The organism is Pseudonocardia sp. ICBG162 (assembly GCF_020496225.1).
GTDB lineage: Bacteria > Actinomycetota > Actinomycetes > Mycobacteriales > Pseudonocardiaceae > Pseudonocardia > Pseudonocardia alni.
This window is the reverse complement of sequence record NZ_JAHLJD010000019.1, coordinates 229200-244810: the sequence shown is the minus strand read 5'-3', so window position 1 is coordinate 244810 and position 15611 is coordinate 229200. Positions and strand designations below refer to the sequence as shown.

The following is a 15611-nucleotide window of genomic DNA, read 5'->3' as shown; positions in this document are numbered from 1 at the left end:
CCCCGGGTCAGGCCCGGAACGGGGCGACCGCGTCCGGGGTCACCGCGGCCATCAGCGCGACGGCGTCGGCGGGGTTCAGGTCCAGCACCTGCACCGCGCCGCCGCCCGCGGCGGTGGTCGCCTCCAGCGTCAGCACCCCGGCGCGGCGCTGGAACAGGCTCTGCCGCACCCGCCAGCCGATGACGCCGTCGCGGCGCAGCGCGGTCGTCGTGCGCAGCAGCGACCCGTGCCGGGCGACGAGGTAGCGCTCGTCGAGCCGGTGGCCCAGGGCGCGGTAACGGTCCAGCGCGAGCGGCACGGCCAGCACCACCAGTGCCACACCCACCACGACCGGCCACACCGCGGCGTCGAACCAGGCGAGCACCCCGAGCGCCGCGGCGGGGACGAGCGCCGGACCGACCGCGCGGACCAGCCGCCGGGTCCGGGCCCGCGCCGGGTGCGCCCGCAGCGGGCCGTCGGTGACGGGGCCGGTCGCGCGTGCGGCCGTCGCGGCGACGGCGTGGGCGTGCGCGCGGCGCACCGGCGGGCCGAGGGCGCCGCCGCCGGAGTCCTTGTCCTCCCCGGCCAGCCCGACGGTCAGCGCCCCGGCCTGGGCGCCGCCGCCCAGGGCCCGCACCAGCAGCGGCTCGGACACCGTCACCCCGCGCAGCCGCTGCTCGGACACCGACAGCGACCGCTTGGTCAGCAGGCCGCGTCGCACCCGCAGCGTGCCGTCGGGCTCGCGGCTGAGCCGGTAGTCCCACCAGCGCTCCACGAACAGCACGATGCTGCCGGCGACCATGACCAGCAGCAGGAGCCCGACCGCGACGAGCACCGTCGCCCAGACCGGTGCGGCCGACAGCTCCCCGGCGACGGCGTCCGCGCCGGGCAGCGAGCGCGGGTCGAGGCCGGTCTCGTTGAGTACGTTCCAGCCGGCGCCGGCCAGCGCACCGATCGCGGCCAGCGAGCTGACCGTCAGCGGGGCGAAGCGCAGCGAGGACCAGCGGATCCGGTCGAGCTCTGCGCCCGCGGGGTCGACGTGATCGGCCGGGCCTGCGGTCCCGTCGCCGGCGGCCGCGTCCCCGTCGGCATGGTTGCCGTCGGCACCGTCCCCCTCGACCCGGGCCCGGTCCGTCCCGGTCCCGTCGGCGACCGCGGCCGGTCCGCGTGCCGGGGCGGGGCGGGCGAGCAGCTCGCGGCGCAGCCGTTCGGCCTCGTCGGTCATGACGGCGTCGAGGTCCAGGCCCGCGTCCGACCCGCTCTGCCCGGAGCCGACCTTCACCACCGACAGCCCGACGAGCCGGTGCAGCAGCGGTGCGGTCAGGTCGACGGTGCGGATCCGGTCCCGCGGCACCGAACGGCGCTGCCGGTTCAGCAGCCCGCTGTGCAGCTCGACGCGCTCGTCGGTGATCCGGTAGCGGGTGGTGCGCCAGCGCACGACGCCCACCGCGACCGCGACGACGACCGCCGCCCCCGCGATCCAGACCTGGGTGGAGTTGCCGCTGCCCGCGCCGAACAGGACCAGCACGACCAGCGCGGGGGCCAGCCGCAGCAGCGCGGTGGCCGGGCCGACGAGCAGCATCCGGCCCGGCAGCCGTCGCCAGCCGACCTCGTCGGGGGTCGTGCCGGTGCCGTCCACGGGTGCGACGGGTGCGGGCTCGGTCACGTCGCGTCCCCGCTGTGCCGCCCGGTCGTCTCGGTGAGCCGGCGGGCGAGCTCGGCGGCGGCGTCGGCGTCGAGGCCGGCGATGCGGACCGGGCCGCGGGCCGACGCGGTCGTGACGGTCACCGTCGCCAGGCGCAGCGCCTGCTGCAGCGGGCCGTGCTCGGTGTCGACGGTCTGCACCCGCGGGATCGGCGCGATCCGCCACTCCCGCACCAGCCAGCCCGACCGGGTGTAGACGGCGTCCTCGGTCACCTCCCAGCGGTGCAGCCGGTACCGCAGGCCGGGCACGACGAGCGTCCCGACCAGCAGCCACAGCACCGTCAGCACCATGGTCGCGATCAGCACCCCGTGCCACGGGACCGCGGGCAGCAGGAACCACGCGACGACCTGGCCGACGAGCAGCACGAGCGGGACGGGCGCCGCCGAGAGCCGCCACCACCAGATCGCGCGGGGGTCGACCCGGTTCGCGGGTGGGCGCAACGGGAGCGGCAGCGCGTCGGTCGGGATCCCGGGTCCGGGGTCGCCGGTGCGGGGGCCGGAGGCGGTCATGGTCCCACTCTGCCGAACCGCACCCGGCGGGAGCATCCGAGCACGCCGTCGGAGACCCCACTGTGGCCGAAAGAGGGAGCGTGGCCGACAGAGGGGCGCGGCCGACAGAGGGGCGCGGCCGACAGAGGGTGCCGCCGAGTGGCACACCACGTGCGTCCGGGATCCGGGCCCGGGTACGCGGTGTGCCACTCGGCGGGCGACGACGGTCAGTGGGCCGGCGCGGACAGGTCGTAGACCGTGGTGCCGTCGACGGTCGTCGCGGTGTAGTGCTGCGCGACCCAGGCGGTGATCTCCGCCCCGGTGCCGCGGCCGCCGCCGGGGCCACCCCGCTCGCCGGCGCCGACGAAGTACCGGACCTCGCCCTGCGCGACGTACTGCCGGAACTGCTCCAGGGTGGGGGAGGGGTCGCTGCCGGAGAAGCCGCCGATCGCCATGACGGCGGTGTCCCCGCCCGCGGCGAGCATCATCGACGCCGCGCCCTGCGAGCCGATCGTCGCCGCGGCCCAGCGGGCGGGACCCGCGTCCCGCAGCAGCGCGACGACCTGCGCGCCGGTCCGCTCGGTCTCCGGGCCGCCGCCGAACCTCCCGCCCTGCCACGCACCGCCCTGCCCGGTACCGGCCGGGAGCCCGCCGCCGGCCGACGGGCCGGTACCGGCCGGGCCCCCGGGTCCGCCGGGAGCCGCCGCGCCGGTCCCGTCGAGGCCCCGGTCCCGGTCGCCCCGCCGGTCGCGGAACCCGCCCGGGCCCCGGTCGCCTCCGGCGACCTCCGGCCCGGCGGTCGGGATGGAGCCCTCGTGCGGGGTCGCCACGGTCTGGCCCGCGTAGGCCGCGGGGGCGGCGACCCCGCTCAGGACCGCGACGCCGAGTGCCACGGCGAGCCATCGCCGTCCGCGGGCGGGGGCCAGCAGGGCCGCGCCGGCCACGACGCCGGCCACCAGCACCACCCAGCGCAGCCAGGGCAGGAACTGCGGCGACCAGCCGAGCATCACGAACGCCCACACCGCGGTCCCGGCGACGGCGACGGCGAGCACCCCACGGACCCACCGTCGGTCCCGGTGCGCGAGCAGCTCGCGGCCGCCGACCGCGACCAGCGCCGCGATCCCGGGCGCCAGCGCCACCGTGTAGTACGGGTGGACGATCCCCTCCATGAACGACAGCACCAGCACCGTCACCAGCGTCCAGCCGCCCCACACGAGCAGCGAGCCGCGGACGGCGTCGGTGCGCACCGCGCGGCCGCGCAGCACCAGCGCCGCGACGAGCAGCAGCAGCGCGGCCGGGAGCAGCCAGGAGACCTGGGTGCCGAACGACGTCTCGAACATCCGCAGGAACCCGGCCTGACCGCCGAAGCTCCCACCACCCGGACCACCCGGCGGCATGCCGCCACCGGCGGGGGCGCCACCCGGGAACGCACCGGCCGCGGCGTCGCGCACGGTGTCACGGCCGCGGCCGCCCTCGCCGCCGACGAGCCGGCCCAGCCCGTTGTAGCCGAAGGCCAGGCCGAGCGGGGTGTCGTCCCCGGACCCGCCGATGTAGGGGCGGGCGTCGACCGGCCACAGCGCGACGGCGAGCAGCCACCAGCCGGCGCCGACGACGATCCCGGCACCGCCGACGAGCAGCTGCCACACCCGTCGCCACGGACGGCCGGGTGCGGCCCACAGCCAGGCCAGGGCCAGACCGGGAAGCACCAGGAACGCCTGCAGGGACTTGGTCAGGAACGCGAAACCGAGCAGCAGCCCGACCGCGGCGATCCACCGGTTCCGGCCGTCCTCCAGACCCCGGACCAGCAGGTACGCCGCCGCGAGGAGCAGCAGTGTCAGCAGCGCGTCGGGGTTGTCGAAGCGGAACATCAGCGCCGCGACGGGCGTCAGCGCCAGCAGCGCCCCGGCGAGCAGCCCGGCGCCGTGCCCGGACACCCGGCGCACCGCGGCGTACAGCAGCCCGACCGCGGCGACGCCCATCAGCGCCTGCGGCACCAGCAGGCTCCAGGACGAGAACCCGAAGATCCGTGCGGAGATCTCCATCGGCCACAGCGACGCGGGCGGCTTGTCGACGGTGATCGCGTTCGCCGGGTCGAGGGAGCCGAAGAAGAACGCCGTCCAGTCGTTCGCCCCGGCCTGCACCGCGGCGGCGTAGAAGGAGTTGGCCCAGCCGGAGGCGCCCAGGTTCCACAGGTAGAGCGCGCCCGTCGCGACGAGCAGCGCGGCGACCGAGCCGGGCCGGGTCCAGCGGCGGGGACCGTCGGACGGGGGCGGGGGAGCGTCGGACCGGGTGGGGAACCGGTCGAGGGTGCTGGTCATGCGGCGGTCGCCTTCTCGAGCGGTGCGGTGGTGGACCGGGTGCGGAACACCCAGGAGCGGAACACCCAGGAGCGGAACAGGACGAAGCGCAGCACCGTCGCGACCAGGTTGGCCCCGACGATCACCGCGGCCTCGACGGCCAGGTGCGCGCCGGGTGCGACGGCGCCGAGCACGGCGAGGGCGCCGGTGGTCAGGACGAGGCCGAGCGCGAACACGATCAGCCCCTGGAACTGGTGGGTGACCGCGCGGTCCCGGCCACGGACCCCGAAGGTGAACCGCCGGTTCAGCGCGGTGTTGGCGACCGCGCAGACCAGCAGCGCGACGACGTTCGCCGCGATCGGCCCGAGCATCCCGCGCAGCGCGAGGAACAGCAGCAGGTTCGCCACCGTCGACGCGACGCCGATCGCGGCGAAGCGGGCCAGCTGGAACGGCATCGCCCGGGGCACCCCGGGCACCTCCGGCGGGGCCAGCGGCGCCCGCCCGAGCTGCGCGCGGACCTCGGCCAGCGGCAGCGCACCCGTCGCCAGTGCCCGGCCGACCCGCCACACGCCCTTCAGGTCCGCGACGGCCGTCGCCACGATGTCCACGCTGGAGTCCGGGTCGTCGACCCAGTCGACGGGCACCTCGTGGATGCGCAGCCCGGACCGCTCGGCCAGCACCAGCAGCTCGGTGTCGAAGAACCAGCCGGTGTCCTCGACCAGCGGCAGCAGCCGCCGGGCCACGTCGGAGCGGATCGCCTTGAACCCGCACTGGGCGTCGGAGAAGCGGGCCGAGAGCGCGCCGCGCAGGATCAGGTTGTAGCTGCGCGAGATGAACTCCCGCTTCGGGCCGCGCACCACCCGCGAGCCGCGACCCAGGCGGGTCCCGATCGCGAGGTCGGAGTGCCCGGACACGAGCGGGGCGACGAGCGGGAGCAGCGCGCCGAGGTCGGTGGACAGGTCGACGTCGCAGTAGGCGAGGACATCGGCGTCGGAGTCCGACCAGACCCGGCGCAGGGCGCGGCCGCGGCCCTTCTGCTCCAGGCGCACCGTGCGGACCTCGGGGATCTCGGCGGCCAGCCGCCGGGCGATCGCCGGGGTGGCGTCGGTGCTGGCGTTGTCGGCGACGGTGATCCGGAAGGAGTAGGGGAACCCGGAGGTGAGGAACGCGTGCAGGCGCCGCACCGAGGACTCCAGGTCGCGCTCCTCGTCGAAGACGGGGACGACGATGTCGAGCACGGTCCGGCCGCGGTCGGACGGACGCGCCTCGGGGTGGCCCGGGTGGGTGCCGGTGGCGGGGCCGGCGACGACTGTGGTCATGGGATCGACGATCGGGGCCTGCGCTGTCGCGGCCGTGTGATCGACCTGTGCGTCGGCTGTGAGCCGGTCGGCCGCCCGCCGGGTCACGACGCGCTCAGGTCGTGGAGGGTGACGCCGTCGACGGTGCGGGCCGGGAACGTCGCCGCGACCCACTCGGCGATGAGGCGCGCGTCGTCGCTGCCGCCGGAGGCGGTGGAGATCATGTCGCTGCCCGCGGAGCCGATGAACCAGTGGATCCGGTGCTGCGCCACCATCTGCCGGAACTGCGCGAGCGTCGGGTAGGGGTCGGTGCCGTTGAACCCGCCGACGGCGAGCACCGGTGCCCCCGAGGCGAGCTGGTAGCCCGCCGCCTGCATGGAGCTCACCGTGGCCGCGGCCCAGGTGAAGTCGTCCGCGTCTGCCGCGATCAACCCCGTGACCTGCGACGACGGCGTGGGGGCGCTGAGGATGCCGCCCGGCCCGCCGCCGCGCCCGCCGGCACCGCCCGGCCCCCGGGTGGGTCCGCCACCGGCCCACCGGCCGCCCGGCCCGCCCGCCGTCGCGGCACCCGGTGCGCCCGCGGACCCACCGGTCCCGGCCGAGCCCGCAGCCGTACCACCCCCGGCCGCGCCCGGTGCCCCGACGGCCCCACCGGTGACGGTTCCGGCCGGGCCGGATGCGCCACCCGGGGCGCCGGACCCGGAACCGGCCCACGGCCCGCGCATCCCGCCGGGGCCACCCCGGCCCCCGCCCGGTCCGGACGCGTAGCCCTCCGGCCCGGAGCTCGGGATCGCGCCGGCGTGCGGTGTCGCCGCCGTCGCCAGCGCCCAGGCCGTCGTCCCGCCGGCCCCCGCCAGCAGCGCCGCGGTGAGCACCCCGGTGGCGAGCACCCGCGGCATCCGGTGCACCCCGAGCAGGGCGAGCGCCGCGCCGAGCCCGACGACGAGCACCGCCGGCCGCAGCCACCCCAGCCAGGCCGCGGGCAGCAGGGCGTAGGCCCACACCGCCGTCGCCGCGACCGCCACGGCCAGCCACCAGCGGGCGGCCGCGGACGCACGGTCCCGCCACAGCGTCGCCCCGCCGATCCCGACCAGCGCGGCGACCGCCGGGGCCAGCGCGACGGTGTAGTAGCTGTGCACGATCCCGGCCATCAGGCTGAACGTCAGCCCGGTGACCAGCAGCCACCCGCCCCAGAGCACGGTCGCCGCGCGGAGCGGGTCGGTGCGCGGGGCCCGCCGGGTCCACCACAGCAGGACCCCGAGCAGCACCAGCGCCGCGGGCAGCAGCCAGGACGCCTCCCGGCTCATCTCCGAGCCGAACAGCCGCAGCAGCCCGGTCCGGCCCCAGCCACCGGCACGTCCGCCCGCGCCGCCGCCGACGGAGCCGACCTCGTCGCCGGTGAGCCGGCCGACGCCGTTGTAGCCGAAGACCAGCTCCAGCACGCTGTTCCCCTGGGAGCCGCCGATCCAGGGCCGGTCCGCGGCCGGCCACAGCTCCACGACCAGCACCCACCAGCCCGCCGAGACCAGCAGCGCGGCCCCGGCGACGAGCAGCGCCCGGATCCGCGGCCACCAGGCGAGCGGGGCGGCGAGCAGCCACACGGCGGTGAACGCCGGCAGCACCAGGAACGCCTGCAGCATCTTGGTGAGGAAGCCGTAGCCGATCAGCACCCCGACGAGCACCAGCCACCGGGTGCGGCCCTGCTCGATCGCCCGGGTGAGGGCGTAGGCGGCGCCGGTCAGGACGAGCACGAGCATCGCGTCGGGGTTGTCGAAGCGGAACATCAGCACCGCGACCGGGGTGAGCGCGAGCGCGGCCCCGGCGACCAGCCCGGCCCCCGGCCCGGCGACGCGCCGGACCGCGGCGTGCAGCAGCGCGACCGCGGCGACGCCCATCAGCGCCTGCGGCACCAGCACGCTCCAGCTCGACAGCCCGAACAGCCGCACCGCCAGCCCGATCGGCCACAGCGCCCCCGGCGCCTTGTCGACGGTGATGCCCCCGGCCGCGTCGGAGGCGCCGAAGAACCACGCCGACCAGCTCTGCCCGCCCGCCTGCGCGGCCGCCGCGTAGAACGCGTTGGCCCAGCCCGAGGCCGACAGCCCCCACAGGTACAGCGCGGCCGTCGCGGCGAGCAGCACCGCGAGCGGCAGGTGCCGCCACCGGCGGGTCGGCGGCGGGGACGGTGCGGGGGCGGGCCGGGGCCGGGACAGGGTGCTCGTCACCCGGGCGACGCTGCTCCGCCGCGCTGTGCGGAACCGGTGATCGACCTGTGAACCACCTGTGCCGGTCCACCCCGACGCCGGCACGGGGCGGGCGCCGGGGAGGATCGGTGGTGTGTCGACCCCCGTCCCGACCGGCCCCCGGCTGGTGCTCCCCGGCTGGACCCCGGAGGTCGCGGCGGCCGTCGTCGCCGGGACCCGGCGCGGTGACTGGGCGCCGGACTTCCCCGCCGAGGGCGACCGGGTGATCGCCCGGCTCCTCGCCCGCGACCCGTCCGGGCCGGGCTGGGGCGAGCTCGGGCACCGGCTGCTCGTCGAACGCGACGGCGGCACGGTCGTCGGCGGCGCGGGCCTGTTCCCCGCCCCCGACGACGGCCCGGCCGCCGTCGAGCTCGGCTACGGCGTGGTGCCCTCCCGCCGCGGCCGCGGCTACGCCGTCGAGGCCGCCCGCCTGCTGCTCGCGCTGGCCCGCTCGGCCGGGGCGTCCCCGCTGGTCGCAGGCGTCGAGCCGGGCAACCCGGCCTCGGAGCGGGTGCTGCAGCGGATCGGGATGCGCCCCACCGGGACCCGCGACGGCGTCGCACGGTTCCGGCTCGACGTAGGGTCGGGCACGTGATCAGGCTCGTCGCGCTCGACATCGACGGCACCATCGTCCACGGGCGCAGGCCCCCGAGCCCCGCGGTCCTCGACGCGATCGCGCTCGCCGGGACCCGGGCCGAGGTGATGCTGTGCACCGGCCGGACCGTCGTCGGCGTGGCCGGCGCGCTGGACGCGATCGGGCTGCGCGACGGCGTCACCCTGACCTCGAACGGCGCGGTCGAGATGGAGACCGCGACCCGCCGGGTGCTGGCGATGGAGCGGCTCGCCCCCGAGGCCGTGACCGCGGCGCTCGACGCGATGACCGGGCTGTTCCCGGGGGCGGTGTTCGCCTGCGAGCACGTCGGCGTCGGGCAGCGGGTCAGCGCCCCGTTCCCGGACGGCGTGCTCGCCGGCACCGTCACCGAGGTCGGCCGCGCCGGTCTGCTCGACGAGCCGACGCCCAAGCTCGTCATGTACTGGCCGGGACACGACCCGGACGAGACCGCGGCCCGCGCGGCCCGGCTGCACGTTCCCGGCACCGAGCCGACCCTGGACCACGAGCTGCCGTGGGTGACGCTGGTGCCGGCCGGGGTGTCCAAGGCGTCCGGGCTCGCGCGGGTCGCGGCCCGGCTCGGCGTCGACCGCTCCGAGGTCCTCGCCGTCGGCGACGGCGACAACGACCGCGCGATGCTGCGCTGGGCGGGCCGCGGGATCGCGATGGGGCAGGCCCCGCCGCAGGTGCACGCCGACGCCGACGAGTCCACCGGCACCGTCGCGGAGGACGGCCTGGCCCGCGCCCTGGAGCGCGCGTTCGGCTAGTGCTCGACGGGGGTGCCCGCGACCAGCGGCGTCGCCGCCTCGAGGGCCGCCCCGCAGGACGGCGGCCGCGGCGGCAGCGACGGGTCGAGGACCACCGGCACCGTCCAGGTCCGGCCGTCGCGGGAGCGGACGGTCACGTCCCCGGGTCCGTCGACGGCGTCGACGAGCAGCGCCGAGGCGTCCCCGATGCCGGTGTGCTCGCGCACGGCGAGCTCGGCGAGCTGGCGGACCGGGTCCAGCCCGGTGTGCCCGCGGCAGCTCCACGGGTCGACGCCGCCCCCGGCCGCGGCCTTGAGCGCGGCCAGCGCACCGCCGGTGTCGAGGCGGCCGTAGGCGTAGCCGGTGGGCAGCACCAGCGCGGTCGGCGCGAACCGGTGCCCGCCGAGGTGGGTGCACTCCCAGACGTCGGCGCCCTCGGCGGCCAGCTCCCCGGCGAGCGCGCGGCCGCGGACGGCGCAGCAGACGTCACGTCTGCCGTGCGCGCACACCAGCATCACCGGGTCGGTGACCGGCGTGCCCGCGCCCGGGTCGAGGTCGATGCGGGCGAGGTCGTCGGTGCCGCGCACGGTGCGCGACCACACCCGCGAGCCGCCCGGGGCGAGGTCGGCGACGTAGACGGTGCGGTCGCCGTCGGCGTCGCAGCGGCCCTCGCGGCCGGGGCGGCGGATCAGCAGGAGGATGACGTCGTCGGCGCGGAGCCGGTCGGACAGCGCGGTGACCGCCGGGTCCGGGTGGTCGGCGACCTTCCGCGGCCACGCCCCGATGTGCTCGACGGCGACGAGGCGGCGCACGTGCGGCGCGGTGCCGGTCATCGGCTCGCCGACGGCCTCGCTCAGCCCGGCACAGCCCGCGGCGGGCGCCCCGGCGGGGGGACCGCCGAGTGCGCCACGTGCCGCGGTGACCGTCATCGGGCCATCTTAGGGAAGGTTTCCCTGACTTCAACCCGGGACGCCCGGTCGGGTCACTCCCGGCCGGGGAGCTCCTTGCGCAGGACCTTGCCGGTCTGGTTGCGCGGCAGCTCGTCCAGGAAGTGCACGTCCCGTGGGGCGGCGAACTTCTCGAGGTCGGACTTCACCCGGCTGCGGATCGCGTCCGCGGTGACGTCGGCTCCCGGCTCGAGCACCACCCAGGCGGCGAACCGCTGGCCGTACTCGTCGTCGTCCACCCCGAGCACGCAGGCCTCGCGCACCCCGTCCATCCCCGAGACGAGCTCCTCGACCGGGCCGGGGTGCAGGTTCTCCCCGCCCGAGACGATCATGTCGTCGGCGCGGCCGGTGAGGAACAGCCGTCCCTGCTCGTCGAGGTGTCCGACGTCGCCGGTCCCGAGCAGCCCGTCGCGTTCCTCCAGGCCGTCCTCGCCGCCGGTGTAGCCCTCGAACGGCAGGTCGTTGCCCACGAACACCCGGCCGTCGACGCCTGCCGCGGCGGGCCGGTCGTCGTCGTCGAGGATGACCAGGGTGGTGCCGGCCGGGGCGCGGCCCGCGGTGCCGGGGGCGTCGCGCAGGTCCTCCGGTCCGGCGATCGAGACCCAGGAGACCTCGGTGGAGCCGTAGAGGTTGTAGAGGCAGTCGCCGAAGCGGTCCATGAACCGGTTGGCCTGCCCGCCGGGCAGCGCCGACCCGGAGACGGCCACGATCCGCGGGCCCTCGTCGTCGCCCCAGCCCTCGGCCTCGGACTCCAGGACCCGCTGGAGCATCACCGGCACCGCGAACACCGTCGTGCACCGGCGCTCGCGCACGGCGTCGAGGAACCCCTCGGGGGTGAACCTGCGGCGCAGCACGACGGTCGCGCCGTGCAGCGAGGCGAGCAGCAGCCCGGCGTTGCCCCAGGTGTGGAACAGCGGTGCGGCGATGTGCGTCGGCTCACCGGCGCGCAGCGGGATCGCCGACAGGATCGACGCCGCCGGGGCGAGGGTCGACGGGTGCGGCCGCTTGGCGCCCTTCGGCGTCCCGGTGGTGCCGGAGGTCAGCACGATCTGCTTGGACGGCTCCGGCTTGAACGGCAGCTCGCCCGGCCCGCCGCGCTCGACCATCGCGTCGAGGTCGTCGAGCGCGCGGTCGCCCGCGGGGCGCGGCCCGTCCGGGGTGCGGGTCAGCACGACGCGCGGCCCGTCCGGGACGATGTCGAGGAAGTCCGGGTCGGCGACGAGGGTGTGCAGCTGCTGCTGCTCCTGCACCCCGCGCATCTGCTCGGCCGAGAGCCCGGTGTTGACCAGCACGACGTCGGCGCCCGCCTTGCCCGCCGCGACCATCGCCTCGATCGGCGCGCGGGCGTTGCGGCACAGCACCCCGACCGGGGCGCCCGGCCCGGCGCCGGAGTCGAGCAGCGCCAGCGCGAGGCTGTCGGTGCGGGCCTCCAGCTCGGCGTAGGTGGTGACCCCGTCGTCGTCGACGACGGCGAGCCGGTACGGGTGGCGGGCCGCCCCGACGGCGAACGCGGCGGTGATGCTGTTGCCGTAGCGCACCAGGGCCCGGCCCATCCCGTACAGCTTCCCGGGGCCGAGCGGGCGGACGACTCCCGAGCGGGTCAGGGCCACGGCGGCGCGGGCGGTGCCGCTGCCCAGCTCGTAGGCGGTACGGGCGGTGCCGGAGAGGTTCTGGAGCAGCGGGGAGCCAGCCATGCGGCGCAGTCTGGCAGGGCCACCCGCAGCCGCGTCGGGTCCGGTCCGGGGATCTGTGTCAGAGGTCACTGAGCATGTCCGTCATGTTTCGTAGGGTGAAGACGATGTGTCCCTCGGTGACCCACAGGTCGCCGAACTCTCCACCACACACCGTCGGGGATCCTGATGCGCCTCTACCTGCCCACACGCACGTCCACTTCCGGCCGCACCCTGGTCCGCGCGGGACGTCCGACCAAGTCGATGCCCGGGTTCGGCGGCCTCGCCGGCGTCTGCCGCTGCGGAGCGGCCCGGCCCGCCGACGCGCGCGCCCTGCCGTGGCGCGACTGTCCGTCCTGCACACCGCAGCGGGCCCGCGCCGGGCGCTGAACGCCCCGGCCTCGTAGGTTCCCGGGTCGACGGGCACCGGGCCCGTCGACCGCGGAGGCCCCATGAGTACGCCCACCCCCGAGATGCGGCTGCGCGCCCTCGAGCGCGAGGACCTGCCGTTCGTCCACGGGCTGTCGAACGACTCCGGGATCATGTCGTACTGGTTCGAGGAGCCCTACGAGTCGCTCGTCGAGCTGCAGGAGATCTTCGCCCGGCACGTGCACGACAACCGCGAGCGGCGGTTCATCATCGACTGCGCCGGCGAGCGCGCCGGCCTGGTCGAGCTGGTGGAGATCGACTACATCCACCGCAACGCCGAGTTCCAGATCATCGTCGCCCCCGCCTTCCAGGGCCGGGGTCTCGCCGCCCGCGCCACCGCCGCGGCCCTCGACTACGCCTTCGGCGTGCTGAACCTGCACAAGGTGTACCTCGTCGTCGACGTCGACAACGCCCGCGCCGTGCGCGCCTACGAACGCACCGGCTTCGTCGTGGAGGGCGAGCTGCGCGAGGAGTACTTCGCCAGCGGCCGCTACCACGACGCGTACCGGATGGCGGTGCTGCAGCGCGAGCACCTCGGTCGCACCGTCGACGGACCGCGCTGAGCGGACCGGACCGGCCGGCAGGGAGGGGGACCCGTCGGCCGGCCCGGCGTGCACCGGTCGCGGGCATGCGACCGGAGTCGGGCGCGTCGACCGTGATGACGACGACACCCATGAACAGTACTATCCCGCCACGTACTCGTGTCAACGTTCCGCTACGCTGCGCCCATGACCAGCAGGAACCGGGTGTGGGTCGGTGTCAGCTCGATGTCGCGGTGCGGATCGGGCAACCGATGACATCGTTGATCGTCGGGTGAGTGCCCGCGACCGTCGTCGCCGCGGGTCACGGGGTGGTTGCGGCCCGCCCGTCGTCGCCGTGCGCGCCCGGCTACCCCGGGTAGGATCCGCCCCGATGTCCGGAACTCCGACGGCCGGGGACGAGTTCCCGATCGACAAGCTCGCCGCGCGTGCCGGCATGACCGTCCGCAACGTGCGCGCCCACCTGTCCCGCGGGCTGCTGCAGCCGGGGGAGATGCGCGGGCGCACCGCCTGGTACGGCCCCGTCCACCTGGCCCGGCTGGAGCTGATCGCCGGCCTGCAGCGGCGCGGGTTCTCGCTCGCCGCGATCGGTGTGCTGATCAACCAGACCCCCTCCGGCAGCGCCGAGGAGGCGTTGCGCCTCTACCGCGGCATGCTCGCCCCGTGGCAGCCGGAGGAGCCGGTCGAGCTCGCCGAGGAGGACCTGGCCGAGTGGGCCGGCGCCCGGACGTCCCCGGAGTTCGTCGGGCAGCTGGTCGCCTCCGGGATGATCGAGCGCACCGGCCCGGGGCGGCTGCGCGTGCTCAACCCGTCGATGGTCCGGTCCGGGGCGCACGCCGTCGCCCTCGGCCTGGCCCCGGAGGCGGTGCAGCAGGTCGGCGACGAGCTGCTGACCCGCACCCGTGAGATCGCCGAGATCTTCGTCGAGCTGTTCCGGGAGCAGGTCTGGGCGGCGCACGTCGCGGCCGGGCTGCCCCGCAGCGGCGTCGCGGACCTGCGCACGGCGGTCGAGGCCCTGCAGCCGGTCGCCACCCAGTCGCTGCTGGGCGCCTTCCGCCAGACGATGCAGCAGGCGATGGACGACTTCATCCGCCGGCTGTCCACCGACCTCGCCCCGGCCGACCCGCCCGTCGGCCCCGGGGCCGCGGAGCCGTACTCAGACCGGTAGGTCGACGGTGAACACCGTCCGGCCGGGGGCGCTGTCGACCCCGACCGTCCCGTCGTGGGCGGCGACGACCGCGGCCACGATCGCGAGGCCCAGCCCGGTGCTGGGAGTGTCGTTCCCGGCGCGGGTGCGTCCCTCCGCGCCGCGGGCGAACCGCTCGAACACCCGGGGCAGGACGTCCGGGGCGATGCCGGGGCCGTCGTCGGCGACCCGCAGCCGGACCCGGCCGGGGACGGGCCGGTCGAGGGAGACGGTGACCGTCGTGCCGGGCGGGGTGTGGGTGCGGGCGTTCGCGAACAGGTTGGTGACCACCTGGGCGAGCCGGTGGGCGTCGCCGGTGACCGTGACCGGCTCGTCGGGCAGCTGCGGGAACCAGCGGTGGTCGCGGCCCGCCACGTGGGCGTCCCCGACGGCGTCGAGGACCAGCCGGGTGAGGTCCACCTCGGCGCGCTCCAGCGGGCGGCCCGCGTCGAGCCGGGCGAGCAGCAGCAGGTCCTCGACCAGGGTGGACATGCGTTCGGCCTGCGAGCTGATCCGGGCCAGTGCGTGCGTGGTCCGCTCCGGGACCGGGTCGCGCTCGCGGCGCGACAGCTCGGCGTAGCCGCGGATCGCCGTCAGCGGGGTGCGCAGCTCGTGGCTGGCGTCGGCGACGAAGCGGCGCAGCCGGGTCTCGGACTCCTGGCGGGCGGCGAGCGCGCCCTCGACGTTGTCGAGCATGTGGTTGAGCGCGGTGCCGACCTGGCCGACCTCGGTGCGGGGGTCGGGGTCGGGGACGCGGGCGGCGAGGTGGACCTCGCCCCGGTCCAGCGGCAGGTCGCCGACCTGCGCGGCGACGCCGGCGACGCGCTCCAGGGGGCGCAGCTCGCGGCGCACCAGCACGGCCGCCGCGATGCCCGCGAGCACCACCGCCCCGCCCAGCACCACGAGCTCGGTGACGACGAGCCTGGTCACGGTGGCGCCGGCGTTGTCCGGCTGTGCGATCAGGTAGGTCGTCGTCCCCTCGGTCCAGCCGATCGCCCGGTAGTCGCCCAGGGACAGGGTGACGTCGTGCGGTGCGGTGTCGGCGGGCACCGATCGGAGCGCGCCGAGGTCGTCGTCGGACACCGCGGTGCTGGTGCCGCCGCGCTGGGCGAGCCGGGCCACGACGACACGGCCGTCGTCGAACACCGCGCCGATCGCGTTCGCGCTCGGGCCGGGGCCGAGGAACACCCCGTCGGGCGGGCCGGAGCGCCGGCCGCCGTCGCCGGACGGGGCGCCGGTCCCGTCGCCCTCGTCCTGGGTCAGCGGCCCGGGGGCGCGCCCGGTCTGCTGGGCGACGAAGCCCTCCAGGGAGAACGACAGCTCGTGGTCCTGCCGGGTGGACAGGTAGCGGTCGAGGGAGAGCGTCGTCGCGACGCCGATCGCCACGCACGCCACCGTGAACAGCAGCAGCACCGTGACGACCAGCCGGGCCCGCAGCGAGCGGACCCGGCCGGAGACGCGGGTGACGACCACCGGG

At 76.6% G+C, this 15611-nt stretch carries 13 protein-coding genes; 5 read left to right on the top strand and 8 right to left on the bottom strand.

Annotation, left to right across the window (positions count from 1 at the left end; genetic code table 11):
- Window positions 1-7: 7 nt before the first annotated feature.
- The 5 genes from KPL60_RS19640 to KPL60_RS19615 form a co-directional block, all read right to left on the bottom strand.
- Window positions 8-1645 (bottom strand): PH domain-containing protein, encoded by a 1638-nt coding sequence (locus KPL60_RS19640; protein WP_226366771.1) that lies wholly within the window; start codon window positions 1643-1645, stop codon window positions 8-10.
- Complete coding sequence (locus tag KPL60_RS19635) at window positions 1642-2193, bottom strand: PH domain-containing protein (RefSeq protein WP_226366770.1); 552 nt, start codon at window positions 2191-2193, stop codon at window positions 1642-1644. The genes KPL60_RS19640 and KPL60_RS19635 overlap by 4 nt, the downstream gene beginning before the upstream one ends.
- 206 nt (window positions 2194-2399) lie before the next feature.
- Window positions 2400-4490, bottom strand: coding sequence for a glycosyltransferase family 39 protein (locus tag KPL60_RS34300; protein ID WP_305080699.1), 2091 nt, complete (start codon window positions 4488-4490; stop codon window positions 2400-2402).
- Complete coding sequence (locus KPL60_RS19620) at window positions 4487-5788, bottom strand: bifunctional glycosyltransferase family 2/GtrA family protein (RefSeq protein WP_226366768.1); 1302 nt, start codon at window positions 5786-5788, stop codon at window positions 4487-4489. Before KPL60_RS19620 ends, KPL60_RS34300 begins: the two co-directional genes overlap by 4 nt.
- A gap of 83 nt (window positions 5789-5871) precedes the next feature.
- Window positions 5872-7989 carry a glycosyltransferase family 39 protein gene (locus KPL60_RS19615; protein ID WP_226366767.1) on the bottom strand — a complete coding sequence of 706 codons (2118 nt, stop codon included), beginning with the start codon at window positions 7987-7989 and terminating at the stop codon, window positions 5872-5874.
- A 112-nt stretch (window positions 7990-8101) separates the two neighbouring features.
- Here KPL60_RS19615 and KPL60_RS19610 point away from each other — a divergent pair, with 112 nt between their 5' ends.
- Together KPL60_RS19610 and KPL60_RS34760 are read left to right on the top strand one after the other, a co-directional pair.
- Window positions 8102-8602 (top strand): GNAT family N-acetyltransferase, encoded by a 501-nt coding sequence (locus tag KPL60_RS19610; RefSeq protein WP_226366766.1) that lies wholly within the window; start codon window positions 8102-8104, stop codon window positions 8600-8602.
- Entirely contained in the window at window positions 8599-9384 is a 786-nt protein-coding gene (locus KPL60_RS34760) for an HAD family hydrolase (protein ID WP_226366765.1), read from the top strand. The genes KPL60_RS19610 and KPL60_RS34760 overlap by 4 nt, the downstream gene beginning before the upstream one ends.
- On the opposite strand, the gene KPL60_RS19600 is transcribed toward KPL60_RS34760, so the two are convergent.
- Window positions 9381-10292 (bottom strand): sucrase ferredoxin, encoded by a 912-nt coding sequence (locus KPL60_RS19600; RefSeq protein ID WP_226366764.1) that lies wholly within the window; start codon window positions 10290-10292, stop codon window positions 9381-9383. The genes KPL60_RS34760 and KPL60_RS19600 overlap by 4 nt on opposite strands.
- 53 nt (window positions 10293-10345) lie before the next feature.
- On the bottom strand, window positions 10346-12004 hold the full coding sequence (locus KPL60_RS19595; protein WP_226366763.1) for an AMP-binding protein: 1659 nt from the start codon (window positions 12002-12004) through the stop codon (window positions 10346-10348).
- A 165-nt stretch (window positions 12005-12169) separates the two neighbouring features.
- Here KPL60_RS19595 and KPL60_RS19590 point away from each other — a divergent pair, with 165 nt between their 5' ends.
- From KPL60_RS19590 to KPL60_RS19580, 3 genes are all read left to right on the top strand, one after another.
- Window positions 12170-12370 (top strand): hypothetical protein, encoded by a 201-nt coding sequence (locus tag KPL60_RS19590; protein WP_226355639.1) that lies wholly within the window; start codon window positions 12170-12172, stop codon window positions 12368-12370.
- Window positions 12371-12432: 62 nt separating this feature from the next.
- Complete coding sequence (gene speG, locus KPL60_RS19585; RefSeq protein WP_226355640.1) at window positions 12433-12972, top strand: spermidine N1-acetyltransferase; 540 nt, start codon at window positions 12433-12435, stop codon at window positions 12970-12972.
- A 349-nt stretch (window positions 12973-13321) separates the two neighbouring features.
- On the top strand, window positions 13322-14116 hold the full coding sequence (locus KPL60_RS19580; protein ID WP_226355641.1) for a MerR family transcriptional regulator: 795 nt from the start codon (window positions 13322-13324) through the stop codon (window positions 14114-14116).
- On the opposite strand, the gene KPL60_RS19575 is transcribed toward KPL60_RS19580, so the two are convergent.
- A complete protein-coding gene (locus KPL60_RS19575; protein WP_226355642.1) occupies window positions 14105-15607 on the bottom strand; it encodes a cell wall metabolism sensor histidine kinase WalK in 1503 nt (500 codons plus the stop codon). The genes KPL60_RS19580 and KPL60_RS19575 overlap by 12 nt on opposite strands.
- Window positions 15608-15611 lie beyond the last annotated feature (4 nt).

Bases quoted from the DNA above. Each gene is read 5' to 3' on its own strand.
- KPL60_RS19635 (WP_226366770.1), bottom strand. From the start codon at position 2,193: ATGACCGCCTCCGGCCCCCGCACCGGCGACCCCGGACCCGGGATCCCG.
- KPL60_RS34300 (WP_305080699.1), bottom strand. From the start codon at position 4,490: ATGACCAGCACCCTCGACCGGTTCCCCACCCGGTCCGACGCTCCCCCG.
- KPL60_RS19620 (WP_226366768.1), bottom strand. From the start codon at position 5,788: ATGACCACAGTCGTCGCCGGCCCCGCCACCGGCACCCACCCGGGCCAC.
- KPL60_RS19600 (WP_226366764.1), bottom strand. From the start codon at position 10,292: ATGACGGTCACCGCGGCACGTGGCGCACTCGGCGGTCCCCCCGCCGGG.
- KPL60_RS19595 (WP_226366763.1), bottom strand. From the start codon at position 12,004: ATGGCTGGCTCCCCGCTGCTCCAGAACCTCTCCGGCACCGCCCGTACC.
- KPL60_RS19590 (WP_226355639.1), top strand. From the start codon at position 12,170: ATGCGCCTCTACCTGCCCACACGCACGTCCACTTCCGGCCGCACCCTG.
- speG (WP_226355640.1), top strand. From the start codon at position 12,433: ATGAGTACGCCCACCCCCGAGATGCGGCTGCGCGCCCTCGAGCGCGAG.
- KPL60_RS19580 (WP_226355641.1), top strand. From the start codon at position 13,322: ATGTCCGGAACTCCGACGGCCGGGGACGAGTTCCCGATCGACAAGCTC.